At 70.6% G+C, this 26,302-nt stretch carries 25 protein-coding genes; 10 read left to right on the top strand and 15 right to left on the bottom strand.

From position 1 onward, the window contains the following. Nucleotides 1–2: 2 nt before the first annotated feature. The 8 genes from lplAB (at nt 3) to NFR93_RS08840 (ending at nt 8,906) form a co-directional block, all read left to right on the top strand. Nucleotides 3–1,052: a lipoate-protein ligase LplAB gene (gene lplAB, locus NFR93_RS08875; RefSeq protein ID WP_251452171.1), complete on the top strand. Its 1,050-nt coding sequence runs from the start codon at nt 3–5 to the stop codon at nt 1,050–1,052. Next, entirely contained in the window at nt 1,031–1,906 is an 876-nt protein-coding gene (locus NFR93_RS08870) for a DNA-methyltransferase (protein ID WP_251452169.1), read from the top strand. The genes lplAB and NFR93_RS08870 overlap by 22 nt, the downstream gene beginning before the upstream one ends. A gap of 38 nt (nt 1,907–1,944) precedes the next feature. Further along, nucleotides 1,945–2,931, top strand: a complete 987-nt coding sequence (locus NFR93_RS08865) for an LLM class F420-dependent oxidoreductase (protein ID WP_251452167.1) — start codon at nt 1,945–1,947, stop codon at nt 2,929–2,931. A 117-nt stretch (nt 2,932–3,048) separates the two neighbouring features. Beyond that, complete coding sequence (locus tag NFR93_RS08860; RefSeq protein WP_251452165.1) at nt 3,049–4,581, top strand: glycoside hydrolase family 43 protein; 1,533 nt, start codon at nt 3,049–3,051, stop codon at nt 4,579–4,581. A 2-nt stretch (nt 4,582–4,583) separates the two neighbouring features. Further along, complete coding sequence (locus NFR93_RS08855; protein ID WP_251452163.1) at nt 4,584–5,600, top strand: LacI family DNA-binding transcriptional regulator; 1,017 nt, start codon at nt 4,584–4,586, stop codon at nt 5,598–5,600. Further along, nucleotides 5,597–6,406: a DUF6807 family protein gene (locus NFR93_RS08850; RefSeq protein ID WP_251452161.1), complete on the top strand. Its 810-nt coding sequence runs from the start codon at nt 5,597–5,599 to the stop codon at nt 6,404–6,406. The genes NFR93_RS08855 and NFR93_RS08850 overlap by 4 nt, the downstream gene beginning before the upstream one ends. Further along, nucleotides 6,403–7,542 (top strand): Gfo/Idh/MocA family protein, encoded by a 1,140-nt coding sequence (locus tag NFR93_RS08845; RefSeq protein WP_251452160.1) that lies wholly within the window; start codon nt 6,403–6,405, stop codon nt 7,540–7,542. The genes NFR93_RS08850 and NFR93_RS08845 overlap by 4 nt, the downstream gene beginning before the upstream one ends. Beyond that, nucleotides 7,539–8,906 (top strand): serine hydrolase domain-containing protein, encoded by a 1,368-nt coding sequence (locus tag NFR93_RS08840; RefSeq protein WP_251452158.1) that lies wholly within the window; start codon nt 7,539–7,541, stop codon nt 8,904–8,906. Before NFR93_RS08845 ends, NFR93_RS08840 begins: the two co-directional genes overlap by 4 nt. On the opposite strand, the gene NFR93_RS08835 is transcribed toward NFR93_RS08840, so the two are convergent. The 12 genes from NFR93_RS08835 to galT all read right to left on the bottom strand — a co-directional run bounded on the left by NFR93_RS08835 (nt 8,839) and on the right by galT (nt 21,232). Beyond that, nucleotides 8,839–9,522: a rhamnogalacturonan acetylesterase gene (locus tag NFR93_RS08835; RefSeq protein WP_251452157.1), complete on the bottom strand. Its 684-nt coding sequence runs from the start codon at nt 9,520–9,522 to the stop codon at nt 8,839–8,841. The two genes, NFR93_RS08840 and NFR93_RS08835, sit on opposite strands and share 68 nt — an antisense overlap. A 4-nt stretch (nt 9,523–9,526) precedes the next feature. Continuing rightward, a complete protein-coding gene (locus tag NFR93_RS08830) occupies nt 9,527–10,468 on the bottom strand; it encodes a carbohydrate ABC transporter permease (protein ID WP_251452156.1) in 942 nt (313 codons plus the stop codon). Beyond that, on the bottom strand, nt 10,465–10,932 hold the full coding sequence (locus NFR93_RS08825) for a hypothetical protein (protein WP_251452154.1): 468 nt from the start codon (nt 10,930–10,932) through the stop codon (nt 10,465–10,467). Before NFR93_RS08825 ends, NFR93_RS08830 begins: the two co-directional genes overlap by 4 nt. Beyond that, nucleotides 10,929–12,212, bottom strand: coding sequence for a glycoside hydrolase family 28 protein (locus tag NFR93_RS08820; RefSeq protein WP_251452152.1), 1,284 nt, complete (start codon nt 12,210–12,212; stop codon nt 10,929–10,931). The genes NFR93_RS08825 and NFR93_RS08820 overlap by 4 nt, the downstream gene beginning before the upstream one ends. 10 nt (nt 12,213–12,222) lie before the next feature. Next, nucleotides 12,223–13,722, bottom strand: a complete 1,500-nt coding sequence (locus NFR93_RS08815; RefSeq protein ID WP_251452150.1) for an extracellular solute-binding protein — start codon at nt 13,720–13,722, stop codon at nt 12,223–12,225. Between the two features lie 10 nt (nt 13,723–13,732). Next, the gene (locus NFR93_RS08810; RefSeq protein WP_251452145.1) at nt 13,733–14,392 is read right to left on the bottom strand and encodes a YesL family protein; all 660 of its coding nucleotides are present in this window, start codon (nt 14,390–14,392) and stop codon (nt 13,733–13,735) included. Continuing rightward, nucleotides 14,392–15,366 (bottom strand): ABC transporter permease, encoded by a 975-nt coding sequence (locus NFR93_RS08805; protein ID WP_285814561.1) that lies wholly within the window; start codon nt 15,364–15,366, stop codon nt 14,392–14,394. The genes NFR93_RS08810 and NFR93_RS08805 overlap by 1 nt, the downstream gene beginning before the upstream one ends. Before the next feature lie 181 nt (nt 15,367–15,547). Next, nucleotides 15,548–17,044: a carboxylesterase/lipase family protein gene (locus NFR93_RS08800; protein ID WP_251452143.1), complete on the bottom strand. Its 1,497-nt coding sequence runs from the start codon at nt 17,042–17,044 to the stop codon at nt 15,548–15,550. After that, entirely contained in the window at nt 17,041–17,688 is a 648-nt protein-coding gene (locus NFR93_RS08795; RefSeq protein WP_251452134.1) for a TetR/AcrR family transcriptional regulator, read from the bottom strand. The genes NFR93_RS08800 and NFR93_RS08795 overlap by 4 nt, the downstream gene beginning before the upstream one ends. A gap of 65 nt (nt 17,689–17,753) precedes the next feature. Then, nucleotides 17,754–18,590 carry an alpha/beta fold hydrolase gene (locus tag NFR93_RS08790; RefSeq protein ID WP_251452132.1) on the bottom strand — a complete coding sequence of 279 codons (837 nt, stop codon included), beginning with the start codon at nt 18,588–18,590 and terminating at the stop codon, nt 17,754–17,756. Nucleotides 18,591–18,722: 132 nt separating this feature from the next. Continuing rightward, nucleotides 18,723–19,934: a galactokinase gene (gene galK, locus NFR93_RS08785; protein ID WP_251452130.1), complete on the bottom strand. Its 1,212-nt coding sequence runs from the start codon at nt 19,932–19,934 to the stop codon at nt 18,723–18,725. Further along, nucleotides 19,931–21,232: a galactose-1-phosphate uridylyltransferase gene (gene galT / locus NFR93_RS08780; RefSeq protein ID WP_251452129.1), complete on the bottom strand. Its 1,302-nt coding sequence runs from the start codon at nt 21,230–21,232 to the stop codon at nt 19,931–19,933. Before galT ends, galK begins: the two co-directional genes overlap by 4 nt. 121 nt (nt 21,233–21,353) lie before the next feature. Between galT and NFR93_RS08775 the strand changes: the two genes are divergently transcribed. Beyond that, nucleotides 21,354–22,340: a LacI family DNA-binding transcriptional regulator gene (locus NFR93_RS08775; RefSeq protein WP_251452128.1), complete on the top strand. Its 987-nt coding sequence runs from the start codon at nt 21,354–21,356 to the stop codon at nt 22,338–22,340. Nucleotides 22,341–22,553: 213 nt separating this feature from the next. Here NFR93_RS08775 and galE read toward each other — a convergent pair whose 3' ends face one another. Together galE and NFR93_RS08765 are read right to left on the bottom strand one after the other, a co-directional pair. Further along, nucleotides 22,554–23,531: a UDP-glucose 4-epimerase GalE gene (gene galE / locus NFR93_RS08770; RefSeq protein WP_251452126.1), complete on the bottom strand. Its 978-nt coding sequence runs from the start codon at nt 23,529–23,531 to the stop codon at nt 22,554–22,556. Between the two features lie 45 nt (nt 23,532–23,576). Continuing rightward, complete coding sequence (locus tag NFR93_RS08765; protein ID WP_251452125.1) at nt 23,577–24,254, bottom strand: ThuA domain-containing protein; 678 nt, start codon at nt 24,252–24,254, stop codon at nt 23,577–23,579. Nucleotides 24,255–24,313: 59 nt separating this feature from the next. On the opposite strand from NFR93_RS08765, the gene NFR93_RS08760 reads away from it, so the two are divergent. Next, entirely contained in the window at nt 24,314–25,435 is a 1,122-nt protein-coding gene (locus tag NFR93_RS08760) for a glycerate kinase (RefSeq protein WP_251452123.1), read from the top strand. A gap of 233 nt (nt 25,436–25,668) precedes the next feature. Here NFR93_RS08760 and NFR93_RS08755 read toward each other — a convergent pair whose 3' ends face one another. Further along, nucleotides 25,669–26,250 (bottom strand): fasciclin domain-containing protein, encoded by a 582-nt coding sequence (locus tag NFR93_RS08755; protein ID WP_251452121.1) that lies wholly within the window; start codon nt 26,248–26,250, stop codon nt 25,669–25,671. Nucleotides 26,251–26,302 lie beyond the last annotated feature (52 nt).

Here is a 26,302-nt window from a genome sequence, read left to right as displayed (position 1 = left end):
CCATGCACGGCGAATACAAGGTCCCCGGCGGCAAGCTCGTGGTCGTCGACCTCGAGGAGCGCGACGGCCGGATCGCCGACTTCCACCTCGCGGGCGATTTCTTCCTCGAGCCCGACAGTGCGCTCGACGACATCGACGCCGCGGTGAACGGCCTCCCCGTCGAGTCGGACGTCGCGGCCATCGCGTCCGCCGTCCGCGCGGCGCTGCCCGACGGCGCCCAGCTGCTCGGCTTCACCCCCGAGGCCGTGGGCACCGCCGTGCGCCGTGCGCTGGTCACCGCGCCCGGCTGGCGCGACTTCGACTGGGAGATCGTGCACGACGAGCCGCTCTCGCCGCGCATGAACCTCGCGCTGGACGAGGTGCTCACCGCCCGCGTCGGCGACGGCCGCCGCCGGCCGACGCTGCGGATGTGGGAGTGGAACGAGTCCGCCGTCGTCATCGGGTCGTTCCAGTCGTACCGCAACGAGGTCGACCCCGAGGGGGCGGCGAGGCACGGGTTCGACGTCGTCCGCCGCATCTCGGGCGGCGGGGCGATGATGATGGGCGCCAACTCGATCGTGACGTACTCGCTCTACGTCCCGGCATCCCTGGTCGCGGGCATGACGTTCGCGGACTCGTACGCGTTCCTCGACGACTGGGTGCTGCAGGCGCTTCGCTCGGTCGGTGTCGAGGCGACCTATCAGCCGCTCAACGACATCGCGTCGCCGCAGGGGAAGATCGGCGGCGCCGCCCAGAAACGGCTCGCGAACGGCGGCGTCCTCCACCACGCCACGCTGAGCTACGACATGGACGGTCAGATGATGACCGAAGTGCTGCGCATCGGTCGCGAGAAGCTCAGCGACAAGGGCACCATCTCGGCTGCCAAGCGCGTCGACCCGCTCCGCCGCCAGACCGGCCTGTCGCGGGCCGAGATCATCGAGCGCTTCACCCAGACCTTCGCGCACCTGTACGGCGCCGTCCCCGGGTCGATCACCCCCGACGAGTACGCCGAGGCGGAGGAGCTCGTGGCGTCGAAGTTCGCCACCGAGGCGTGGCTTCACCGCGTGCCGTGAGCGGACTCGGCGATGAGCGGGGGAGCGTCGAGATCCATCGCGGCGACAACCTCGAGGTGGTCCGCGGGTTCGCCGACGACAGCTTCACACTCATCTACCTCGACCCGCCGTTCAACACCGGGCGCGCGCAGTCCAAGGCGCTGGAGACGGCCCGCTCTCCGGGTGAGACCCCCGGCCTCGTCCGTCGCGGCTTCCACGGGCGCGAGTACGAGCGGCTGCGCGGCGATCTGCGCGCATACGACGACCGCTTCGACGACTACTGGGGCTTCCTCGAGCCGCGGCTCGTCGAGGCGTGGCGCCTGCTCGCCCCCGACGGCACCCTCTACGTCCACCTGGACTACCGCGAGGCTCACTACGCCAAGGTGCTCATGGACGCGCTGTTCGGCCGCGACCGGTTCCTCAACGAGCTGATCTGGGCGTACGACTACGGTGCGAAGACCCGCAAGCGCTGGCCCACCAAGCACGACACGATCCTGGTGTACGTCAAGGATCCGGCGTCGTACTGGTTCGACTCCGAGGCCGTCGACCGCGAGCCCTACATGGCCCCCGGTCTCGTGACGCCCGAGAAGGCCGCGCGCGGCAAGCTGCCCACCGACGTGTGGTGGCACACCATCGTCCCGACGACCGGACGCGAGAAGACCGGATACCCGACGCAGAAGCCCGAGGGGGTGCTCCGGCGCATCGTCCAGGCCTCGAGCCGGCCCGGCGACCGCGTGCTGGACTTCTTCGCCGGCAGCGGCACCACCGGCGCCGTCGCCTCGGCGCTCGGCCGCCATGCCGTCCTGGTGGACGTCAACCCCGAGGCGATCGCGGTGATGACCCAGCGGATGCCGCACGCCCGCGTCGCCGATTGATCTGACGCGGCGGGGTCCGCGCTCCTAGGCTGTACTCCATGCGTTTCGGAACCTTCATCCCCCAGGGCTGGCGCCTCGACCTCGTCGACATCGAGCCGGCCGACCAGTGGCGCGTCATGGCCACACTCGCCCAGCAGGCCGACGAGGGCCCGTGGGAGTCCCTCTGGGTCTACGACCACTTCCACACCGTGCCGGTACCCACCGAAGAGGCCACGCACGAGGCGTGGACCCTCATGGCGGCGTTCGCCGCCGCCACCACCCGCATCCGGCTCGGCCAGATGTGCACGTGCATGGGATACCGCAACCCCGCGTATCTGGCGAAGGTGGCCGCGACCGTCGACCTCATCTCGGGCGGTCGCGCCGAGATGGGCATCGGCGGAGGCTGGTACGAGCACGAGTGGAAGGCATACGGCTACGGCTTCCCCGGCATCCCGGATCGTCTGTCGATGCTGCGCGAGGGCGTCGAGATCATGCGCCAGGCGTGGACGACCGGCCGTGCGACGCTCGACGGCAAGCACTACCAGGTCGACGGGGCGATCGTTCGCCCGCTGCCGCTGCAGGACGGCGGGGTGCCGCTGTGGATCGCCGGCGGGGGCGAGAAGGTCACGCTGAAGATCGCCGCCACCTACGCGCAGTACACCAACTTCGCCGGCTCGATCGAGGAGTTCGACCACAAGGCGGCCGTGCTCCGCGGCCACTGCGAGGCCATCGGCCGCGACGCGGGCGAGATCACCCTGTCGTCGAACTTCAACACGATCGTCGGCACCACCGAAGCCGAGGCGCACGACCGTCTCGCCGCGGTGAAGGCCCGCGTGCTGCCGCACGTCGGCCAGGAGCGCGCCGACGCGATCGAGCGCGAGTACCTCGGCTCGCCGGCGTTCGGGACGGTGGAGCAGGTCGTCGAGCGACTCGCCGAGCGCCGCAACCACGGTCTCGGCTACTCGATCCACTACTTCCCCGAGTCCGCGTACGACCGCTCCGGCGTGCAGCTGTTCGAGCGCGAGGTCATTCCCGCGCTGAGCTGACACGTCCATGGTGGGAGCCGCGAGTTCGTCCGCGGCTCCCACCGACGCGCGCCCTCGGAGGCGCGGAGATGGATTCGGACAGTAGACAGGAACCGGTTTCTCGCATAACTTGAGAGCGTGGAACCCGGCAACGAGGCGAGCAGGTATCGCAACCCGATCATCGACGCCGATGTGCCGGACCCCGACGCCATCCGCGTCGGTGACCGCTTCTATCTGGTCGCATCCAGCTTCCATCGCGCGCCCGGCCTGCCGCTGTTCGCGTCTGAGGATCTGGTGTCGTGGGAACGGATCGGGTACGCGCTCGAAGGCAGCGTTCCCGCCTCGTGGTTCGCGGTGCCCCGGCACGGCGGCGGCGTCTGGGCCCCATCGATCCGGCACCACGACGGACGCTTCATCGTCGTGTATCCGGATCCGGACCAGGGGATCTTCGTCGTCACGGCGGAAGACCCGGCCGGGCCGTGGACGGAACCGCACCTGCTGCTTCCCGGGCTGGGGCTGATCGATCCGTGCCCGTTGTGGGACGACGACGGTCTCACCTACCTCGTCCACGGATGGGCACACTCGCGCTCGGGACGCAAGAACGTCCTCACGGTGGTGCCCGTGGATGCTGCGCTGCAGAGTCCCGTGGGCCCTGCCGTCGATGTCGTCGACGGCGGCCGGCTGGCGGGTTTCACCACCTTGGAGGGCCCCAAGTTCTACAAGCGAGACGGCACCTACTGGATCTTCGCGCCCGCCGGTGGCGTCGCCACCGGATGGCAGACGGTTTTCCGCGCCGACAACCCGTACGGGCCGTACGAGCACCGCATCGTGCTGGCGCAGGGCGACACGCCTGTGAACGGACCGCACCAGGGTGCCTGGGTCGACGACGGCGAAGGGGGGAACTGGTTCCTCCACTTCCAGGACCGCGGTGTCTACGGTCGGGTGCTCCATCTGCAACCCATGGCATGGGGCGATGACGGCTGGCCCGTGGTCGGCGAGGCGGTGCATGGCGGGGCACCGCAGCCCGTGCTCGAGTACGCGATGCCCCGTGGCGGTACTCGCGTCGCGCATCCGGGCACCCGGACCCTCGCCCGATCCGACGACTTCGCAACGGGCCGTCCGGGCCCCGATTGGCAGTGGGAGGCCGTCCCCGACCGGGACGCCGTCGTGGGAACCGGGCCGGGACTCGCGTTGCGCGGCAGCCCCGACGGCGGCAACATCCGCGCCATGCCGCGGGTGCTTTCGCAGCCGCTGCCCGGCCAGCCGTGCGTTGCGGAGGTCGCCGTCGAGATCGACGTCGGAGCACCCGCGGCGCGCGCCGGCCTGGCCGTCCTCGGAGACGCCTACGCGTGGGCGGGCGTCCGTCGCATCGGGGAGAGGGCGGAAGCCGTCGTCGCCGTGCGGTATCCCGGTGACCTCGCCGAGCGCATCATCGCGCGTGCCCCGCTGTCCGAGCCCCGTGCACGCGTGCGAGTGGAGGTCGACGCGCACGCCCGGGTCGGGTTCGCGTTCGCCGCGCAGGAAACGACGGTCGACATCGACCCCGGATTCGAGGCGGTGGAGGGTCGTTGGGTCGGCGCGTCCGTCTCGCTGTTCGCCGCCGGCGCGTATGGTGCGGTGCAGACGGTGGCCCGCTTCACCGGGTTCTCCGTCGATGTGCGGGACCATTGAACATGGCAGGCAAGCGCGCTCGAACGACTCCCACCCGGCCTACGACGATCACCGACATCGCGCGGGTCGCGGGCGTCTCGAAGGCCACCGTCTCGCGGGTGCTCAACGGGGTCGGGACGGTCAACGACGAGCTTGCGCGTCGAGTTCGCGAGGTCATCGACGAACTCGGCTACACGCCCAGCCAGACCGCGCGGTCCCTCTCGCTCGGAATCAGCCGCACGGTCGGGGTGCTCGTCCCGGACTTGGGCAACCCGATGTTCCACCAGGTGCTCAACGGCTTCAACCGCGCAGCTGCGCGGGACGGGTATCACGTCGTCGTCGCGGACTCCTTCGAGGACCCCGAGCGTGAGGCCGAGCTCGCGCAGGACCTCAGAGACCGGACCGACGCCGTCGCCCTGTTCGCGCCCCGCATGACCCGGATCTCTCTGCTGGCCCTCCTTCCTCGCGTCGCCCCGGTGGCGGTGTTCAATCGCACGACGGGGAAGAATGCGGGGTCCGTGCTCATCGACTACCGGGAGGGCGTGATCCTGGTGGCGCGCCATCTGATTGAGCTGGGGCACCGGCGGATCGTGTTCCTCGCGGGGCCGGCCGACTCCCGATCGAACTGGGAGCGGGAAAAGGGTCTGACCGACCTCCGAGAGACCGAACCCGAGGTCGAGATCATCGACCTGGCGTGCGGCCACTCGTTCGAAGACGGCTACAACGCGTGGCCCGCGCTGCGCGAAACCGGCGCGACAGCCGTCATCGCCTTCAACGATGTGGTCGCGCTCGGCCTTCTGGGGCGGCTCGCCGAGGAGAAAGTGGTGGTGCCCGACCAGATGTCGGTCGCGGGATTCGACGACATCCCGTTCTCGCGATACTCGTCTCCCTCTCTGACGACGATGACGTCACGGCTGTCGGAGATCGGGGAGCGGATCTGGACGGTGCTGCGTGCGGAGATGACCGCGGACCCGATCCGAGAACCCGTGATGTTCTCGCCCGCCCTCGCGGTGAGACGAAGTACGAAGGAGCTGAGGTGACGATCGACCTGCTTCGCCACGATGCCGTCCGGGTGCGATACCACGATGGCGACGACCTCGACGGAGCGCTCTCGCCGCGGCCGTTCCTGACGGCCACCACAGAGACCGGAGCGGCGGTCACGGAGGTCGGTCCCGCAGACCACCCCCATCACCTGGGGCTGAGTGTGGCGCTCGCCGACGTCAACGGCACCTCCTTCTGGGGAGGCCGCACGTTCCGCCGTCGCCGCGGGTCGACGCTTCTTCGGAACCATGGAACGCAGCGGGTGCGGGCACGAGACTTCTCAGGGGGCGCAGTCAGCGAGGTGCTCACGTGGAGCGACCACCACGGCGCCGCGCTGCTCGAGGAGCGACGGCGGATCGAGGCTGTCGAGCGGGCTGACGGATGGGAGCTTTCGTGGCGGACGACGCTGACTGCCGTCGCGGCGGATGTGACCATCGCCAGCCCGCAGACGAACGGACGGGACGGAGCGTTCTACGGTGGGATCTTCTGGCGGACTCCGTTCGGCAGCGCCCTTGTTCGCACGCTCGACGGCGAAGGGATCGACGCCGCTCACGGGTCCACGTCGCCGTGGCTCGCGCTCGAGGCGGGCGGGATCTCGCTCGTCGCCGCGACCTCGACCGGGATGCCCTGGTTCGTCCGGAACGAGGGATATGTCGGCTTCGGTCCGGCCGTCGCGGTGGCGGGACCCCGTGAGCTCGCTGTCGGCGATGCGCTGCACCTCGACCTCGCCGTCGCGGTGCAGGATCGAGCGGCGCCGGACGAGGTCTGCGCGAGACTCCTCGACACGATCGGGGAGCCGGTGTGACGGCGCCACGAGTCGGAGTGATCGGCATCGGTGGGCACGGCGCGAAGAACCTTGCCCACGTGATGCGGCTGCACGCGCAGGGTCGGCTCGAGCTCGTCGCGGTGGCGGACCCCCGTCCCCCGGCTCCTGGACTCCTCCCCGCGGGCATCCCGTGTCATCCCGATGGGCTGAGCCTCGTCGCTGCGGAATCGGTCGACATCGTCGTCGTGACCACCCCGATTCACACCCACTTCTCCATCGCGGCCGCCGCGGTGCGGGCGGGCGCCGATGTCCTGCTCGAAAAACCCACGACGGCGACGCTGGCGGAGTTCGACGAACTGGTGGCTCTCGCGCACCAGCACGGGAGCCGCATCCAGGTCGGCTTCCAGAGCCTCGGCTGCCACGCGATCGCGGCCGTTCGTGCCCGGGTGGTCGAGGGCGCGATCGGTGAGGTGAGGCGGTACGCCGCGACTGGCTCATGGGTCCGCGACGAGCGTTATTGGGCTCGGGCGCGGTGGGCGGGCAAGCGAACGCTCGACGGCGCCGTCGTCGCGGACGGTGTGCTGACCAACCCGCTCGCGCACGCGTCGGCGACGGCGCTCGCTCTCGCGAGGGCATGCGGACGAGACGACGTGGACCGGATCGAACTCGACCTCTACCGGGCGAACCCGATCGAGGCCGATGACACCTCCGTCGCGGTCCTCCACCTCACCGACGGACGCCGGCTCACGACGGCCGTCACTCTCGCGGCGGCGCGTTCTCTCGAGCCGTACGTCGAGGTGGTCGGCGAGTGCGGAACGTTCCGGCTCTACTACAAGACCGGAGTCCTGCAGACGCTCGACGAAGGCGGCGGAGTCGTGGCTGAGGAGATCTTCGGCTTCACCGGTCTTCTCGAAGACCTCCTGGATGCACGGCGGAGCGGTGGCCCGCTCCACGCGGGAATCGATCAGACCGGCGCGTTCATGAGGCTGGTGGACGCGGTCGTGCGGGCGCCCGCACCCGCCGAGATCTCGGCCGAGTTCGTCGAACGACGTCTCGATGAGGCCGGCGTCCACCTCGTCGTCCGTGACATTGAGACTGCCATCGACGAGGCGGTCCGAATGGAGTCCACCTTCTCGGGAACCGGCGCGCCCTTCGCCGTGGCGAGCGCCCGTTGAGCCGCCGATCCGTCGACGCGGCGCACCCGCGCATTCGGCCGCACCGCGGGCGCGGCCACGGGCTGAGCGGGCTGATCGCGTACGCAACCGAGGCTGATGTCGCGATCCACACTCTCGAGGTGTCGGTCGCCGGCGAGACGGTCGCGCGGGAGGGCGTTGCGCCCTTCGGGGTCGACGTACCGCATCGGCTGTACTCGGTGTCGAAGTCCATTACCGGCCTCGCGGTCCTCATGCTCGCCCACGAAGGGCGGCTTCGTCTCGACGCCCGCATAGTGGACTACTTCCCCGAGATGTCGCCCGTGCACCCGTGGCTGGCCGAGACGAGCATCGACGACATGCTCGCGATGACCGGCCCCCACAGTCGAACCACATACGACCCGGCGAGCGACGGCTGGCTCGAGTCGTACTTTCGAGTCGTACCGACCCACCGACCCGGGACTGTCTTCACGTATGACACGAGCGCGTCGTACGTCCTGGCGTCGCTGGTCGAGCGGCTGACGGGAGAGGCGCTCCTCGAATTCCTGCGACCACGTCTTCTCGACCCGCTGGGCATCGGAGCCGGCGCGCGTTTCCGCACCGGTCCCGAGGGTCACAGTCACGGCGGTTCCGGTCTCGTGGCCGCGCCGGGCGATCTGCTCCGGATCGCCGAGGTGCTCAACCGTCGCGGGGCATGGCGCGGCGCGCAGGTGATCCCCGGCGCTGTCGCCGACGGACTGCTCGAGTGGCGCAGTGACCCCGGAACGCAGACGTGGGGAGCCCCGCTCCGGGCGGGATACGGCCGCCAGGTGTGGCTGCCCGACGAGGAGTCGTGGCTGATGTTCGGTCTTGGCGGCCAGCTGGTCTACGGCCATCCCGAGCGCGACCTGGCGGCTGTCATGACCGCCGACACCACGATGCTCGCGAGCGGTGATCAGCGACTGCTGGAGGCCTTCCTGCTCGCCCTCGACAGCTCGGACGCCGGTGCCGGCATCCATCTCGCCGCGCCGACTCCCGAGCACGACGATGCAAACGCGACCGCCCTCCGCGGTTCCTACTCGCAGATCACCGGCGAGAACGCCCCGCACCTGCTCGAGGTCGACGTCGACGCTGAAGGGGGAGTGCTGCGCTGGGGGCTCGGTGAGGGTGTGACGTTCTGCGTTCTGCAGCCTCTCGTGGCCGCATCGAGCTTGGGGGATGCGGTGATCACGGCAGGGTGGTTCGCGCCCGGCCGCCTCGACGTGAGGATCACCGCTGCGGCCGATGACATCGCGTCCGTTCGCATGCGGATCGTCGTGAGTGACGACGGCGTGCTCACGGTCATGTCACAGGGGTTCGGGCCCGAGATCCACCCGGCGTGGACCTGGCGCGGAAGCTATCGCCGCTGAGATGCGTCGCGACGAGGTCGGCGACGAGCCGCGCGCCGGACGATGACAAGTGCGTGTCGTCCTGTTCGCCGTCCGGGTAGCCGGGCCACTCTCCTGGCTCGAGCCAGAGGAACGACGCCTTGCTCTGCTCGATGCCTTGGCTCTGCCAGAGCGCGGCAGTCCCCCGCGTGAGGTCGATCAGTGCGACGTCTTCCTCGCGGGCGACCGCCCTGACACGAGCGGGATAAGCGCCGTGGGTCGGCTGCAGGCGCGCGCGGACGAAGTGTCGACGTTCGACGGGGGTGAGCAGCACAGGTGTCGCGCCCCGGTCGCGCGCGCCGACGACGAATCGGCGCAGATGCGAAGGGAACTCGGTCCACGGGTCGCTGTAACGCTCATCGGCCTTGGCGTCGTTGTGCCCGAAGCACACGAGGAGCAACTCGCCCTCCGCCAGGTCGGCGAGAGCTGCGTCGAGCAGACCCGCGGCGATGAAGCTTCGGGTGCTCGCTCCGGAACGGGCATGGTTGCGGACGTCGAAGCCACCGCGCATGGCGAGTGCCTGTCCCCACCCCGTGCGAGGTGCGCGGTCCGGGGGATAGTCGCTGGCTGTGGAATCGCCGGCTATGACGACGCGCACGGGGTCAGCCCTTGACGGAGCCGATGAGGGCGCCCTTGACGAAGAACCGCTGCACGAAGGGGTACACGAGGAGCATGGGAAGCGTGGCGACGAAGATGACAGCCATTCGGATCGACTGCGCGGGCGGCACGACGTCGACCGCGGACTCGTTGGCGTTGAGGCCACTGGCGACGATCACGATCTGGCGGAGCAGAACCTGGATCGGCCACTTCTCGGAGTCGTTGATGTAGAGGATCGCGCTCTGGTAGGTGTTCCAGTAGAAGACCGCATAGAACAGGCCGATGGTCGCGATCGAAGCGAGGGACAGCGGCAGCACGATCCGGAAGAACACCCCGAGTTCGGAGCAGCCGTCGATGCGCGCCGCCTCTTCGAGACTGTCGGGGATGGCTTGGAAGAAGCTGCGCATGATCACGAAGTTGAAGGCGTTGATCGCCACCGGAATGATCAGCGACCACAGCGAGTCGATCAGCCCGAGGCTGTTCACGACGATGAACGTGGGGATCATTCCGCCGCTGAAGAGCATCGTGAAGACCACGAGGAAGTTGATGACGCGTCTGCCCCTGAGGTGCCGTTTCGACAGGGCGTACGCCATGAAGGCCGTCATCACGAGGCTCACGAACGTGCCCCCGACAGTCACGAGGAGCGAAACGCCCAGCGCGCGGAAGATCGTGGGTGTCGAGAGGATGTAGCGGTACGCGTCCAGGGTGAAGGTCTCCGGCCAGAGTATGAAGGCCCGCGAGGCGAGCTCTCCGGGCGTGGCGAGGGAGCTGGCCAGCACATTGACGAACGGCAGGAGGCATATGAGCGAGAAGGACGTGAGGATCGTGACGTTCACGACCACGAACAGCCGTCTGCCGGGGCTCGACGGTCGCTTCTTCCGGCTCGCCCGTCGCAGCTCGATGGGGATCGTCTCATCGCTGACGGGGCGTGCTGTGGTGAGGGTCATATCTGGCTCCCGACGTGGAGGGTGCGCACCGCGAACAGGCCCGCGGTGAGGAAGAACAGGAAGGCGACCGGATACAGCAGAAGCTGCGTCCCGAAGAGGCAGGCCAGGCCCGCGGCGAAGAACCACCACCCCGTCGAGCGGCGGCGTGGGCGGCGCGAGGCGGCGAAGAACCCCGCCGCGCAGAGCAACGCCATCGCGATCAGCGAGAGCCCGAACCAGGCGGCCAGAGTATGGACCGCCGCGTATGCCGTCGTGTGGCTGAGCGCGAACCCGGCGGAGCGGAGCGCCGGAAGGATCGCCGCCTCGAGGGCTTCGCCGTCGCTGCGCGTGACAGCGACGGCGAAGCCGCCCTGCAGCACGGTCGCCGACCCCAGGCCGATTCCCGCGATCCACATCTCGATGCGACGAGAGATCCGTGCCCCGTCGGTGTCGGGCACGGCAGCCGTCGACGCTGTGCGGGTCACGACGACGCCCCTTCGCGGGTATCGATCGCGGGCGTTCCATCGGTGACGAACTCGGGGCCGCGCAGGCCATGGAATCGAAGCGTGCTCACCTCGATGTCGTCGGCGAAGGCCAGGTGTACTCCCTCGGCCGCCATGCTCGGCACCCCGTCCGCCATGGCGGGAACGGCCGGCTCCGGGTCCGCGGCGAACGAGACGGCGATGCGCTCGAGCGTGAGTCCGCGCAGCGGTGACTCCGGCAACCCCGAGATGAAGGCCGCACACGCCCGCACGTCCGTGGCTGTGATGTCCGTCAGGCGTATGTCGCGGAGGTGCGGAGTGCCGGCGTCGATCGGACGGGGCCGACGGTCGGACACCGTGGGGAGGTCGCCTTCCGGGCCGCAGAAGTAGAACGGGTTGACGACGATGGGGCACATGACTCCATCCATCGCGATGCCGGACACGTGTACCCGCTCGACGGTGCCGCCCCGCCCGCGGCGGGTCTTGATCCGGATCCCGCGGTCGGTGCCTTGGAACACGCAGTCCTCGATGAGGACGTCGCGCACGCCGCCGCTCATCTCACTGCCGATGACCACGCCACCGTGGCCGTGCAGCATCCGGCAGCCTCTGACGGTGATCCGCTCGCATGGAACGCGGTCGGCGGAGTGCTCACTGCCCGCCTTGATCGCGATGCAGTCATCACCCACATCGATGACACAATCCTCGATCCGGACGTCCCGACACGATTCCGGATCGATACCGTCCGTGTTGGGGGAGTCCACGGGATTGAGGATGCTGATCCCTCGGATCCGCACGTCATCGCACAGCAGTGGATGCACCGTCCATGCCGGGGAGTTCCGCAGCGTCACGTCCGAGACTTCGACGCGCGTGCAATCGTGGAACCCGAGGAGCGTGGGGCGGGGGTAGGCGAGCGTGCGCTCGCGGAACGCCTCCCACCACCAGGCACCAGCGCCATCGATCTCGCCGGAGCCCGTGATCGAGACGTCGGTCTCGCCGCGAGCGTAGACGCACGGGGAGTGGATCGTCGTCGACGCGCCCTCCCAGCGGGCGGCGACCGGGGGGTAGAGCGAGGGGTCGGCGACGAAGCGCAGCACCGCCCCCGCCTCGATGTGGAGTTCCACGCGTGAGCGCAGGCGCAGAGCACCGGTCTCGTGCACGCCGGCGGTGACGGTGACACGCCCGCCGCCCGAGTCCGCTGCCTGGTCGATGGCGTCCTGCAGTCTGCGCGTCGTGCGCCGGACAGCGTCCGTCTCGACCTCGGTCATCGTGCTCTGCACCTGCATCGCCCCTCTCTCAGCGGGTCTCTGCGTACGAGGCCGTGAACTCCTCGACGATGGCGTCGAGGCCCTGTCCCCCCAGTGCGTCGATCGCGGCTCGATAGCCGTCCATGTCGAGCTGCCCGACCATGTACTTGTTGTAGGCATCGGTCGCCCCCTGCTGGATGGTCGACCAGCTGCGGTCGTACGTCTCGGAGGTGAGCGGCAATGCGACGTTGACGATCGTGTAGTCGGCGTTCTCAGCCATCTTCTCGTTGGCTTCGTCGACGTACGGGGTGTCGTCCTTGAAAAGCACGAGGTCGTCGGCGGGGCGCGATGAGGAATACGGCTGAACGTCCTGCTGCCAGAGGTTCTGGTCGGTGACGCTCACGACATCGTCCTCCACCGTGTAGTGCGTGCCCTCGATGCCGTAGGTCATCAATCGGAAGGCATCCTCCTCGAGGAGCTTGTCGATGAAGCCGAGGATCGCCTTGAGGTCCTCTTCGCTGCCCACCCGCGACTTCGAGATCGCCATCCATCCGCCGAAGCCCCCGTTGGTGTCGGACAGGATGCGGCGCGGTACGTCTTCGTGGGTCATGTCGTTGACGAGTGCCCAGGCCATGGGAGTCTGCGGGTCCGCGCTGACAGCCAGGTTCATGTAGTTCTTCGCCTCGAACAGCCCCGTGACGACGATGCCGCCCTTGCCCTGGGCGATGGCGTCCTGCTGGTTCTGCTTCTGCATCGTCACGAACTCGCTGTTGACCGCGCCGCGCTCGTAGAGTCCGCGATACCACTCCATCGCCTCGGTGAAAGCGTCGGTGGTGAACGAGGGGACGACGTTGTCGTCGTCATCGATCTCGAACACATTGCCCGCCCCGAAGTAGCCGGAGAGCATACGGAAACCGAGGATGGCGCTCTCGGCACGATCGATGAAACCGGTGGTGTCGTCGACACCGTTGCCGTCCGGATCATCCTCGGTGAAGGCGAGGGCGACCTCGGCGAGTTCGTCGAGGGTGTGGGGTACCTCGAGTCCGAGGTTGTCCAGCCAGTCCTGTCGAACGAGGACGCCGTAGCGCGCCTTGGGCTTCTGGAACGGGACGCCGTAGAGGTGCCCGTCCACGCGCGCCGAATCGATGGTCTGCTCGTCGATGTCGGCGAGGTTGGGGAACTCCTCGAGGTACGGCTCGACGTCCCAGAACTGGCCCGATGTCAGAGCCTGGCGCACCGAGGTGTTGGCGATGTTGGTGAGCGAGGTGATGTCGGCGAGCGAGTCGGACGCGAGTGCGGCGTTGATCTTCTCATCCTTCGACGCGTCAGGCACCCACTGGAAGTCGATGTCGATGCCCGTGTGCTCCTCGAGCGCGGACTCGATCGGCCCCCCGGATTCGGGCGTGGTCGGAGTGTGGAGCATCGTCATCCAGGTGACGCTGTCGAGGGGCTCGTCAGACGATCCTGTCGAGCCGACGCACGCTGTCATTGCCAGCGAGGCAGCTGTCACAGAGGCGATCGCGAGTCCGAGCCGGGTGTGGTTCCTCATTGTGTTCCTTTCACGGGGCGGGGCGGAGTTCGCGCGACATCGCGCGAACCGGGGACGAGAGCTGCGGGTGGTCAGCCGCAAGCTGTGCGAAGACGATGCGAGTGACGAATCCGATGGCCGCTGCCGGGATGCCGTAGCCGAAGAGAAGCAGCAGGGGCGGGGCGAAGACGGTCACGAGCCACACGGCGCCGGCCGCGACGGCGCCCCCGGCGATGGTCCAGTGCAGTGATCCGACGCCGATCATGAGCGCCGCCGCCAGGGGGCGCCCGACGCCGCGCACATCGGTGGCGGCCATCACCGGGTACACGTACGCCCAGATGACGGCGATCACGATCAGCGCTGCGACGTTGGCGAATTGGAGCAGCCACACCGTGACGCTGAAGACGTTGGTGATGACGATGGCCGACGCCGCCACGAGGATCCAGCCGACGGCGGCGGCCCGCCAGTACTGCGCCCGGAAGTGGGCCAGGAACGCGCGCGTCACCGGTGGGGTCTCACCCTGTCGGAACCACCGGTCGATGTAGGCGGCGACAGCGTAGGAAGCGGGGCCCAGGCCGAAAAGCACGAGTCCCAGCGCCGTCGCCGCCATCCACAGCAGGTTCAGGTACGCGATGCGATAGACACCCTGGAGGAAGCCGTTGATGCGGAGGAACCCCTCGACGGAGAACATCAGTACACGCCCTCCTCGCCGAGCTTCTTCGCCAGCTTGTTCGCCGCGACCACGAGGATCAGGCCCACGACGCCCTTGAACATCCCCACCGCGGCGGCATAGCTCAGCTGTCCGTTCTGGATGCCGGCGGTGTACACGTAGGTGTCGAAGATCTCGCCCACGTGCCGGTTCAGCGAATTCAGCACGAGGAACATGTGCTCGAAGCCGAGCTCGAGGAAGTCGCCGATGGCGAGGATGAACATCACGATGATGGTGGGGCGGATCGCGGGAAGAGTGATGTGCCAGGTCTGGCGCCAGCGTCCCGCGCCGTCGATCTCGGCAGCTTCGTAGAGCTGCAGGTCGACGGCGGTCATGGCCGCGAGGTAGATGATCGTCCCCCAGCCGGCGGTCTTCCAGATCTCCTGTGCGACGTACATCGGCCGCAGCCACGCCGGATCGGTCAGGAAGGGGATCGGACCCAGCCCCCACTCCTCGAGGAGGTTGTTGATGCCGCCGCCGTCGGTCGTGAACAGCACGTAGAACAGCGACACCACGATGACCCATGACATGAAGTGCGGCAGGTAGATGACCGTCTGCACGCTGCGCTGGAACAGCTTCGTGCGCACCTCGTTGAGCAGCAGGGCCAGGATGATCGGAATCGGGAACGCGAAGATGAGCAGCAGCAGCGAGATCGTCATGGTGTTGCCCAGCAGCAACAAGAACGTGTCCTCGGTGAAGAAGCGGATGAAGTGCTCGAACCCGACCCAGGGGCTGCCCGCGATGCCGCGGAACGGGGAGTAGTCCTGGAACGCGATGACGAGACCGCCCATAGGCACGTACTTGAAGACGATGAAGTACGCGATGCCCGGCAGGGCCATGAGATACAGCGCCTTGTGGCGCCAGATCGATTGCCACCAGGGTCGCTTCGTGCGAGGCGACGGGTCCCGGAGCGGTGCCTGTGTGTGGTCCGCTGTCGGCGTTGCGAGCGCGGTCATCGCACCCTCGTCATGAGATCGGTCGCCATCGGCTGTCTCCCTGTACTCCACGTCGAGTCCCTGCACTTGGAGTCTGCGGTGCTCCAGTAACCGGTTTCCCAGAACCTAACACGACTCCCGTTCGTCAGCAACCGTTTTCTCGGGGGTGTGTACCGCACGTATCCCGGGGCCTACCGCGGGTTCAGATCAGGGCGCGGACGCTCGCGTATCCGTCCTCGATCACCTCGGGCGCGGATGCCGGTCCTCCGAACACGCGGGTGGTGCCGGGCCGCGTCGTCCACGTCGGCCATCCCGGGTCGCCGTGACGCACCAGGGCGACGGCGCCGCCGTGCAGGGCAGCGGCGAGCGACGGCGGCGGCTCGTCACCGGCGATCGCGGTGACGCCGTCGGCGTCGAGGCAGTCGAACCAGAACGGCACATCCAGGCAGTGGAGCGCCCACCGGCGCACCGGCGACCGCCACGAGAATCGGTACACCCACGTCGGCGCGGTGCCGCGCGCGTCGGCCACCCGCACGACGAGGGATCGGAACACCGCGTCGCTGATATAGCGGCCGAGCACCGCCGCCGTCCCCTCGCGCCGCCGGTCGACGTTGGCGGCGAGGTACTCGCGCAGGCGCGGGCGGTGGGGGCTCAGGCGCCGCAGGGCGAGGACGGGCGGGATGAACCGGATGGCTCGCGGCGCATCGTCGAGCACCATCGTGAACTCGTCGTCGGTCGATCCCAGCACGAGCGGCTTGTCCGCGCCGACCCCCGCAGCGATCTGCTCGACCGCGGGGCGCACGACGAGCTCACCGTCGACCATGGGTCCCCACGAGAGCCCGCGCGACAGCAGCGTGCGCGCGGCGCCGAGCGGACCCGGCGATGCCGCGGCCGACGCCTTCTGCTGCAGGGCGGCGAGAGCCTCGTCCGACACCGACCCGAAGCCCTCGAGCGTGGCCTCGACGCCCGCGAGCTCGGCGAGCCGTGCCGACAGCGCGCGAGCTCGATCAGGCGCGACATCCGCGGGAGCCGCCGACAGCGCCCACGCGCGGTGGAAGAGGTGCTGCGCGGCAGGCATCCCGAGAAGCGTCAGCACGGCGCCGCCGCCGGCGGACTGGCCCGCGATCGTGACGCAGCCGGGGTCTCCTCCGAAGGCGGCGATGTTCCGCTGCACCCACTCCAGTGCGGCCAGCCAGTCACGCACGCCGCGGTTGGCGGGCGCGCCGGGGATGTAGCCGAATCCCTCGAACCCCAGCCGGTACGACACCGTGACGGTGACGACGCCGTCGCGTGCGAACGCGGCGCCGTCGTACCAGGGGCTCGCCGGCGAGCCCGAGACGAAGCCCCCGCCGTGGATGTAGACGAGGACCGGGAGCGCGGCATCCGCCTCGCCCGGGCGCGGGGTGAAGACGTTGACGTTCAGCGTGGACTCGCCCGGGACGCTCGGCTCGGGGATGAGGGTGATGCCCGCGTCGCCGCGCTGCGGCGTGGCGCCGAACGCCCCGGCATCCCGCACCCCCGGCCAGGGCGGGGGCGGAACCGGTGCCGCGAAGCGAAGGTCGCCCACGGGGGCCTGCGCGAAGGGGATGCCGAGGAACGCCGCCGAGCCCGGGGACCCCGCGGAGGCGCCGGGTCGCCAGCGCCCGCGCACCTCCCCGGACGCGGTGCGGACGACCGGGGGCTCGCTGCGGGACGTCATCGCGACGCCGCCTGGTCGGAAGAGGCCGCGTCCGACGAGGCGGCGTCGACCGAGGACGGGGCCAGTGCGGCGAGCAGCTGTGAGATGACGCCCGCCATGTCGAGATCGGGCTCCTGCATCCACTGGATCTGCAGCCCGTCCGAGACCGCCTGCAGGATGCGCGCGAACGCCTCGGGCGAAAGGGCGGGGGTGGCCGCTCCGCGCTCCTGCGACGCAGCGAACGCCGCGGCGGTGCCCTCGCGCATGTGCCGGCTGCGCTCGAGGAACCAGTCGTGCGCGGGGTGGGTGTGGTCCGCCGCGTCGACCGACAGCTGAGCGAACAGCTGGACCAGCCCCGGAACCTCAGCGTTGTGCCTCACCACGTGGAGGAACCCGTCCGCGATGTCGTCGAGGCTGCCGTGGGGATCGTCGAAGGGGCCGTAGGCGGCGGCATCCAGTTCGTCGCGCTTGCGGAGGATCGCGGTGAAGAGCTCCTCCTTGCTGTCGAAGTAGTGCAGCAGCCCCGCCTGGCTCAGACCGACCGCGTCGGCGATCATCTTCACCGACGCGCCCCGCAGCCCCTCGCGGGCCACGACGTCCAGTGCGCGCCCGAGGATCTCCTCGCGCTTCGCCACGCCCTTGGCGTAGGAACCCCGCTGTGCCATGCGCCCAGTAAACCCGAATGACGGTTGTTATTCCACGACCGGCGCCCGCGTCGTCCCAAGCCGGGTCAGGCGCGCAGGAACATCAGCAGCGCCTCGTTGACCTCGTCGGCGTGCGTGAGCAGCATCCCGTGCGGCGCGCCCTCGATCTCGACGTACGTCGCCTGGGGCAGCAGTTCCTTGAAGCGGCGCGCGGTGGCGTCGATCGGCAGGATGTTGTCCGCGGTGCCGTGCACGATGAGCGCGGGCACATCCACGGCCGGGATGTCCTGCCGGAAGTCGGTCGGCCACGTCAGCGGCGCCGCGGCGATCGCGGTGTTGCCGGCGCGATTGGCGGTCTGGATGCTGGCATCCAGCGCGGGCTGCGAGATGCGCTTCCCGAGGTTGTCGTCGAGGTTGTAGAAGTCGCCGAAGAACTCCGCGACGAAGCCGTAGCGGTCCTCGTGGACCTTCGCGGCGATGCCGTCGAAGAAGTCCTGGGGGCCGGCGCCGTCGGGGTTGTCGTCGGTGATCAGCAGGAACGGCTCGAGCGACCCCAGGAACGCCGCCTTGGCCACGCGCGCGCTGCCGTAGCGACTGAGGTAACGGGCGATCTCGCCGGTGCCCATCGAGAAGCCGATCAGGACGGCATCCGTCAGATCGAGGTCCTCCATGAGGGCGTGCAGGTCGGCCGCGAACGTGTCGTAGTCGTAGCCGGTGCCCGCCTTGCTCGACGCGCCGAACCCGCGACGGTCGTAGGCGATGACGCGGTAACCGGCGTCCAGGAGCGCCGCCTGCTGGCGTCCCCACGACTCGCCGTCCAGGGGGAAGCCGTGGATCAGGACGACCGGCTGCCCCAAGCCCTGGTCGGTGTAGAAGAGGTCGATGTCAGCCGAGTTCTCGGTCCCGACGGTGATGTAGGCCACAGCGTGCTCCTTCCGGTCGGGTGATCAGATACCCGATCCGTCCTCGACGTTAGGCCCCGGCATCCGCGGGTGCGAGGTCTTGCGTTCGCGAGGCGCGTCTGCCAGCGTGACCGCCCTGAGACAAGGCGGGGGTCAGTCGCGGCCGGCGCCGGCCGACGGGCTCACCGTGAACTGGGTGGGGGAGGCGAATCCGGATGCCGCGAAGGCCGCCGCGACGGCATCCCGCACCCGGTCCACACGCTCGCGGGCGACGAGTGCGATCGCCGCGCCGCCGAAGCCGCCGCCGGTCATGCGCGCGCCGACGGCTCCCGCGGAAAGTGCCGACTCGACGGCCGTGTCGAGCTCGGGCACCGAGATCTCGAAGTCGTCGCGCATCGAGGCGTGCGAGGCGACGAGCAGCTCGCCGATCGCCGACGCGCCCGACTCCGCGAGCACGCGGACGGTGTCGAGCACGCGGTGGTTCTCGGTCACGACGTGGCGGACCCGCCGGAAGGTCACGTCGTCCATCAGACCGCGCGCGCGATCGAGGTCGGCCGGTGTCAGGTCGCGCAGGGCGGCCACGCCCATGAGCGCCGCGCCGCGCTCGCACGCGGCCCGCCGTTCGCCATAGCCGCCGGTGGCGTGGGAGTGCTTGACGCCGGTGTCCATCACGAGCAGTTCCAGGCCGGCGGCCGTGAACCCCAGATCGACCACCTCGGCCTCGAGCGAGCGGCAGTCCAGGAAGATGCCGGCGTCGGCGCGGCCGAGGTTCGAGGCCATCTGGTCCATGATCCCGGTGGGGGCGCCGACGGCCTCGTTCTCGGCGGTCCGCCCGACGCGCGCGCGGGCGACGGGGTCCAGCCCCAGCTGCCACACGTCATCGAGCGCGGCCGCGGTGGCGCCCTCGATGGCGGCCGAGGATGACAGTCCCGCACCGACCGGCACGTTCGACGCGAAGGCCAGATCGACACCGGTGACGGATGCCGCATCCCGGCCGGCTGCCTCGAGAGCCGCCCAGGCCACGCCGAGCGGATAGCGCGCCCACTCCGGGACCTCTTCGCGACGGGCGGGGAAGAGCGTGCCCAGGTCGGCGATCGCCACCTCGACCGGGACCGGGTCGAAGGTCGACACGACGCGGATGACGGCGTCCGCCCGCGTGCCGAGGGCGACGTGGGTGCGGTGCTGGATGGCGAACGGCAGAACGAATCCGTCGTTGTAGTCGGTGTGCTCGCCGATGAGGTTGACGCGTCCGGGTGCCGACCAGGTACCTCGCGGGTCGGAGCCGGTCAGCTCGGAGAACAGGTCGGAGGCATCGCGGGAGGCATCGTGGGGCGCGGCGGCCGCGGTGCGGGGGGTCTCGGTCATGCGGTCACCTCGGGGATGGATGCGACGGCCTCGCGCAGGCGCGCGGCCGAGGTCTCGGGCGGGACGTCGCCGATCCAGGCGCCCATGGCCGCCTCGGATCCGGCGAGGAACTTCAGCTTGTCGGCTGCTCGGCGCGGGCTGGTCAGCTGCAGGTGCAGGCGCACCGCGTCGCGTCCGGTGTGGACGGGGGCCTGGTGCCACGCGGCGATGTACGGCGTCGGCGTGTCGTACAGGGCGTCGACGCCTCGGAGCAGGCGCAGGTAGAGCGGTGCGAGTTCGTCGCGCTCGGCATCCGTCGTCTCGGACAGATCGGCGACATGACGATGGGGCATCAGGTGCACCTCGATCGGCCAACGCGCGGCGAACGGGACGAAGGCCGTCCAGTGCTCGCCCGCGAGGATGACCCGCTCGGACGCGCGCTCGGCGTCGAGGATGCGCGCGAACAGGTCGGCGCCCTCGCGGTCGAGGGAGCGCAGCAGGCTCTGCGTGCGCGGGGTGATGTAGGGGTAGGCGTAGATCTGGCCGTGCGGATGCGGCAGCGTCACGCCGATCGCCTCGCCGCGGTTCTCGAACGGGAACACCTGCTCGATGCCGGGCAGTGCCGACAAGGCGGCGGTGCGGTCGGCCCAGGCCTCGATCACCGTGCGCGCGCGGGTCGGGGACTGGGTGCCGAACGAACCGGAGTGCTCAGGACTGAAGCACACCACCTCGCAGCGGCCGACGGAGGTGCGGGTGCGCTCGAGGCCGGGCGCGTCGAGGTCGGCGAGGTCGCGCGGCGCGTCGTCCGCGGCGGGGTGATCGCCGTGCGCCTCGCGGAGGGCTGGACCGAACGACGGCGACTTGTTCTCGAACACCGCGACGTCGTACCGCGACGGGATCTCGGACGGATTCGTCGGCGTCTGCGGCGCCAGCGGGTCGAGCTCGGCGGGCGGGAGGAACGCCCGGTTCTGCCGCGCCGCGGCGACCGAGATCCAATCGCCGGTGAGCACGTCGCGGCGCATCGTGGCGGTGGCCGGGCGGGCGTCGAGGGTGCGGGCGTCGACGTTGCGGTCCGGGCCGAGGGCGGTGCCGGGGTCGTCGAAGTAGATCAGCTCGCGGCCGTCCGCCAGCCGCGTGGCCCGTCGGACGACGCCGGCGGGGAGGGGCTCGACCGGCTGGGGGGGTGGCGTGCGGGCCCGGTGGGGTCTGGCGTGCCGGGGGCGGGGTTGCCGGGGGTCACGGCGGGTGTGCCGGGGGCGGGGTCGGGCGTGCCGGGGCGTCGTTGTCGGCACCGGGGAACGCAACTCCTGCATGTTCACGTCAACACGGTAGCAAGCGCACCGTGGTAACGTCAACATGCTCGGGGGTGCAGGAGTTGTGATCCTCATGCCGCGGCGACGGCGGTGGTCCACGGGCGATCCGGCAGGGAGGGTGGGGCGGATGACGCAGCGGCGGGTGTCGATGGCCGATGTCGCCGCGCGCGCGGGCGTCTGGGGGCAGCCGGTGCCGCGCGTGGTGACCGGCAGCCCGCGTGTGGATCCCGCCACTCGCGATCGTGTCGAAGCGGCGATGGCCGCGCTCGGCTACCGTCCGCATCGCGCCGCCCGCGCCCTGCGCACCGGCCGGTCGCAGACCCTCGGGCTCGTGGTCTCGACCCTCGCCACCGTGGGCAACTCCCGGATGCTGCAGGCCGTCGCCGATGCTGCGACCGCGCGCGGGTACGCCACGACCGTCGTCACCGCGGGCGGACGCGACGCCCTCGACGACGCGTTCGAGCGCCTGCGCGACCAGGGTGCCGATGGCGCGATCGTGCTCAACGAGGCCACGGCCCTGGCGACCGGGGCCGAGGCGCCGGCCGGGCTGCAGCTCGTCGTCGTCGACTCGCCCCCCGACCCGCGATTCTCGATCGTCCAGTCCGACCACGCCGGGGGAGCGCGCCTCGCGGTCGAGCACCTGAGCGCCCTCGGCCACCGCACGGTGCACCACGTGGCGGGACCGGGCTCGTCGTTCGCTGCTGCCGAGCGTGAGCGGGGCTGGCGTGAGGCCCTCGCCGCGGTCGGAGCCCCGGCATCCGCTCTTCTTCGCGGTGATTGGACTGCGGGGTCGGGCTATCTCGCGGGGCTCGCCCTGCCCGCCGATGCCACCGCGGTCTTCGTCGCGAACGACCAGATGGCGCTGGGTATGCTGCGTGCCCTCGCCGAGACCGGGCGCGACACCCCCCGTGCGGTGAGCGTGGTCGGCTTCGACGATGTTGCGGATGCCGCGCAGTACCGTCCGCCGCTGACGACGGTGCGGCAGGACTTCGACCTGCTCGGCGAGCGGGCCGTCGCGGCGCTGGTGGCGGGTATCGAGGCTGGCGGGGCCGTCGGAGCCGAGACGGTGCCGACGACGCTCATCGTGCGCGGGAGCACCGCCGCCCCGCGCTGACGGCCGCCGAGCCCGGCCCTGGCGTGCCGCGTGCGCACGTGTCACACCCGAGCGGGAGTTTCACGCACGCGGGGGCGGCGTGCGCACGCGCCCCGGCGCCCCACGGCCCGCCGAGCCCAGCGCCTACCGTGCCGCGTGCGCACGTGTCACACCCGAGCGGGAGTTTCACGCACGCGGGGGCGGCGTGCGCACGCGCCCCCGCAACGGCGGGGGTCAGGAGGCGGTGCGGCGGGCCTCCCAGCCACTGCGGACCATCTCGTCGACGGAGTAGCGGTTCGCCCAGTCGAGGTCGCGTGCCGCGAGGTCGCCTGTGGCCACGATGCGGTCGGGGTCGCCGGCACGGCGCGGACCGATCTCGGGCACGAAGTCGATGCCGGTGACGCGGGCCATCGCGTCCATGATCTCGCGGACCGACAGGCCGTTCTGCGAACCGAGGTTGTAGGCGGCCTCGACGGGCTCGCCGGCGACCATCCGCTGGGCGGCGACCACGTGGGCGGCGGCGATGTCGGCCACGTGCACGTAGTCGCGCACGTTCGTTCCGTCGGGAGTGTCGTAGTCGTCGCCGAAGATCTTCGGGGTGCGCCCCGCGACGAGAGCCTCGAACACGAGGGGGAAGAGGTTGTGGGGGCTGGTGTCGTAGACCGACGGGTCGCCGGAGCCGACGACGTTGAAGTACCGCAGCGACGTGTGGCGAAGCGGCGCCTCGGTGCCGGCGGTCGCGACCGCCTGGTCGCGGATCAGCCACTCGCCGATCAGCTTGGACTCGCCGTACGGCGACGCGGGCCGCTTGGGCAGATCCTCGGTGACGAGCTCCACGTCGGGCGTGCCGTAGACGGCGGCGCTGGACGAGAAGACGATCCTGCTCACGCCGGCTGCGGCCATCGCCTCGAGTACGACGCGCGTGCCGTCGACGTTCTGCTCGTACGTGTGCAGCGGGCGGGTGACCGAGACCCCCGCGTACTTGAAGCCGGCGACGTGGATGACCCCCTCGACCTCGTGCTCGCGCAGCGTCCGCTCGACGAGGTCGCGGTCCAGGATCGAGCCGCGCACGAGCGGCACGCCCTCGGGCACGAAGCCCTCGTGTCCGCTCGAGAGGTCGTCCAGGACGACGGGCGGGAGGCCGGCGGCGGCGAGTGCGCGGACGACGTGGGCGCCGATGTAGCCGGCGCCTCCGGTGACGAGCCAGGACATGGGTCTCCTCGGATCACGGTGGGGGTCGGCATCCATTGTGCCCGGTCAGCCGCGCGCGCGTCGGCCCGCCCAGTCGGCGGACTGCCGGATGAGGCGCTGCACGTCCGGCGAGTCGTATGCGCGGGCGTCGTGTCCGAAGGCCGAGACGACCGCCCGGGCGGGCGCCTCGCGGACCCAGACGAGCGGATGCCGCGTGCCCCCCAGTTCGTGCGCGACGAGCACCTCGAGGTCGGTGTCCACGATGAGGTCGCTGTAGAGCTCGTCCGTCGCCGCGATCTCGTCGAGCCCGGCCACGAGGGGGGGGGATGCCGCGACGGCGACCCGCGCCGGCCGGGGGGGGGGGTGCCACGACGTTCCGGGCCGCCACTCACCGCCGATGGCCGCGCGGTAGGCGGGGTAGTCGCGCAGCGAGGCCGTCGCGCTGTGCAGGGCAAGGATGCCGATGCCGCGCTCCAGGGCGGCGTGCAGTCCCTCGGTTGCGGCCGCCGGGGGAGTGATCGCGGCGTCCGGTCCGTCGCCGGGGTTCCGCCACGGGTCGCCCGCCGACACCACGAGGAGGTCGACATCGCCCAGCCGGGTGAGGGCACGGTCGACGTCGTCGTCGATGTCGACGGTCCAGCCGTCGTCGCGCAGGATCGTGGCGACCGCGGCGCCGGTCGCCTCGTAGGGGTGCCAGGGGTCGGCGTACTGTCCGGTGCCGACGGCGATGAGGGCGTGGGGCATGCCTCGACCCTATCCCAGGCGGGATAGCGCTTTCCCGCCATTTCGGGGACAATGGGGGGATGCCGCGCACCATCGTCCTCGCCCCCGACAGCTTCAAGGGCACGATCGGTGCGGCAGCGGCGGCGGCCGCCCTCGCCGAGGGCTGGCGCTCGGTCGACCCCGCCGCCCGGCTGCGCGCTCTGCCCATGGCGGACGGAGGCGAGGGCACGCTCGACGCTTTCGCCGCCGCCGTTCCCGGGGCCCGCCGCATGCCGGTGACCGTCACCGGGCCCGAGGGGACACCGGTCGCGGCATGGTGGCTGCTGTTGCCGCCGACCGCCGACACCCCCGCCGGAACCGCCGTCGTGGAGCTGGCGTCCACGAGCGGCATCGAACTGCTCGGCACACCGCCGCGGCTCCGCCCCTTCGACGCCGACACCCGCGGGTTCGGCGAGGCGATCGCCGCGGCCCTCGCACACGGCGTCTCGCGCCTGGTGCTCGGGATCGGCTCGAGCGCCTCCACCGACGGCGGTGTCGGCATGCTGACCGCGCTCGGCGCACGATTCACGGATGCCGCGGGCGAACCCCTTGCGCCCGGCGCCCGCGGGATGGGCGCAGTCGTGCACGCGGACCTCTCATGCCTCGCACCCCTGCCCGCCGGGGGCGCGCATGTCCTCAGCGACGTGACGAATCCGCTCCTCGGCGAGCGCGGAGCCGCCGCGGTCTTCGGGCCGCAGAAGGGGCTGACGGACGCCGACATCCCTGCGACGGACCGCGCGCTCGCCCACCTCGCCCGCCTCCTGCCGGCAGACCCTCAGACTCCCGGCGCCGGTGCCGCAGGCGGCACCGGCTTCGGCCTGCTCGCCTGGGGTGCGCAGCTGGTCCCCGGCTCGACCGCGGTCGCCGATCTCATCGGGCTCCCCGCCGCGCTGGAGGAGGCGGATCTCGTGGTCACCGGCGAGGGCTCGTTCGACGGTCAGTCGGCGGCCGGAAAGGTCCCGGCTCGCATCGCGGAGCTCGCCGATCGTTCGGCGACGGCGGTCGCGCTGGTGGCGGGGCGGATCGCGCCCGATGCCGACGCGGCGGGGTTCGCGGCATCCGTCTCGCTCACCGTGCTCGCCGGGTCGGCCGAGGCCGCGATGGCCGATCCCGCACGCTGGCTGCGGGAGGCCGGAGCGCTTCTCGCGCAGAAGCCGGCCTGACCGTCACCTGAGCCGACCCGACCCGGCCGGGACCCGGGCTGAGCGGCTGGCGGCGGTACGGGCCGCCCCGACCCGGCCTGCCCGTCACCCGGCCCGGCCGACCGCGGGCCGCCCCGACCCCGGCCTGCCCGTCTTCCGACCGGTCGACCGCTCCACGTGCGTGCCCGTCAGGCGGCCGGCACACGGACGGGGCGGGCGACGCCTTGCACTCGCCGCCCGCCCCGTGGCGAGCGTCAGCTGCCGGGGACCAGCACCCGGTCGATCGTGTGGATGACGCCGTTCGAGGCCTGGATGTTGGAGGCCTTCACGACGATCTTCGGGTCGGTGAGCGCGGGCGACTCGTCGACGAGGTTGACGCCGCGCACGGTGACCGCTCCGCCGTTGGCCATCTCGATCGTGCCGGCGCGGACGGCGCCCGGGAAGGTGACCTCGCCGCCGACGGCGTGGTAGAGCAGGATGTTCCCGACCTCGGCCGGCGAGAACGCCGTGGCGATCGTGGTCAGCGCGTCGGCCTCGCTCGCCGGCGCCGTGCCGGTGAGGTCGGTCACGAGCTTGAGGAACGCGGCGTCGGTGGGAGCGAACACGGTGAGCGAGGCGTTCGGGTCGTCGAGAACCTCGACCAGCTCGGCGTAGATGACCGCCTGTACGAGCAGGTCGTAGTCGTTGGGGTTGTCATCCGGTGCGCCACCGCCGGAGGCGGCGATCGCGATGTCGACGATCGAGTCGTGGTCGTCCGCGTAGGCGGGCGCGGCGCTGAATGCGAGGGCGGCGACCGCGGTGGCGGCGGTGGCGACGGCGAGACGTGACTTCTTCATCGGAGTGCTCCTTCGTTGCGGGGGTGCGGCTGATGCCGACACCATGTGTTCC

Source organism: Microbacterium sp. Marseille-Q6648 (assembly GCF_943181415.1).
Taxonomy (GTDB): Bacteria; Actinomycetota; Actinomycetes; order Actinomycetales; family Microbacteriaceae; genus Microbacterium.
The sequence above is the reverse complement of the archived record's forward strand: the minus strand, read 5'-3'. Positions and strand labels throughout refer to the sequence as shown.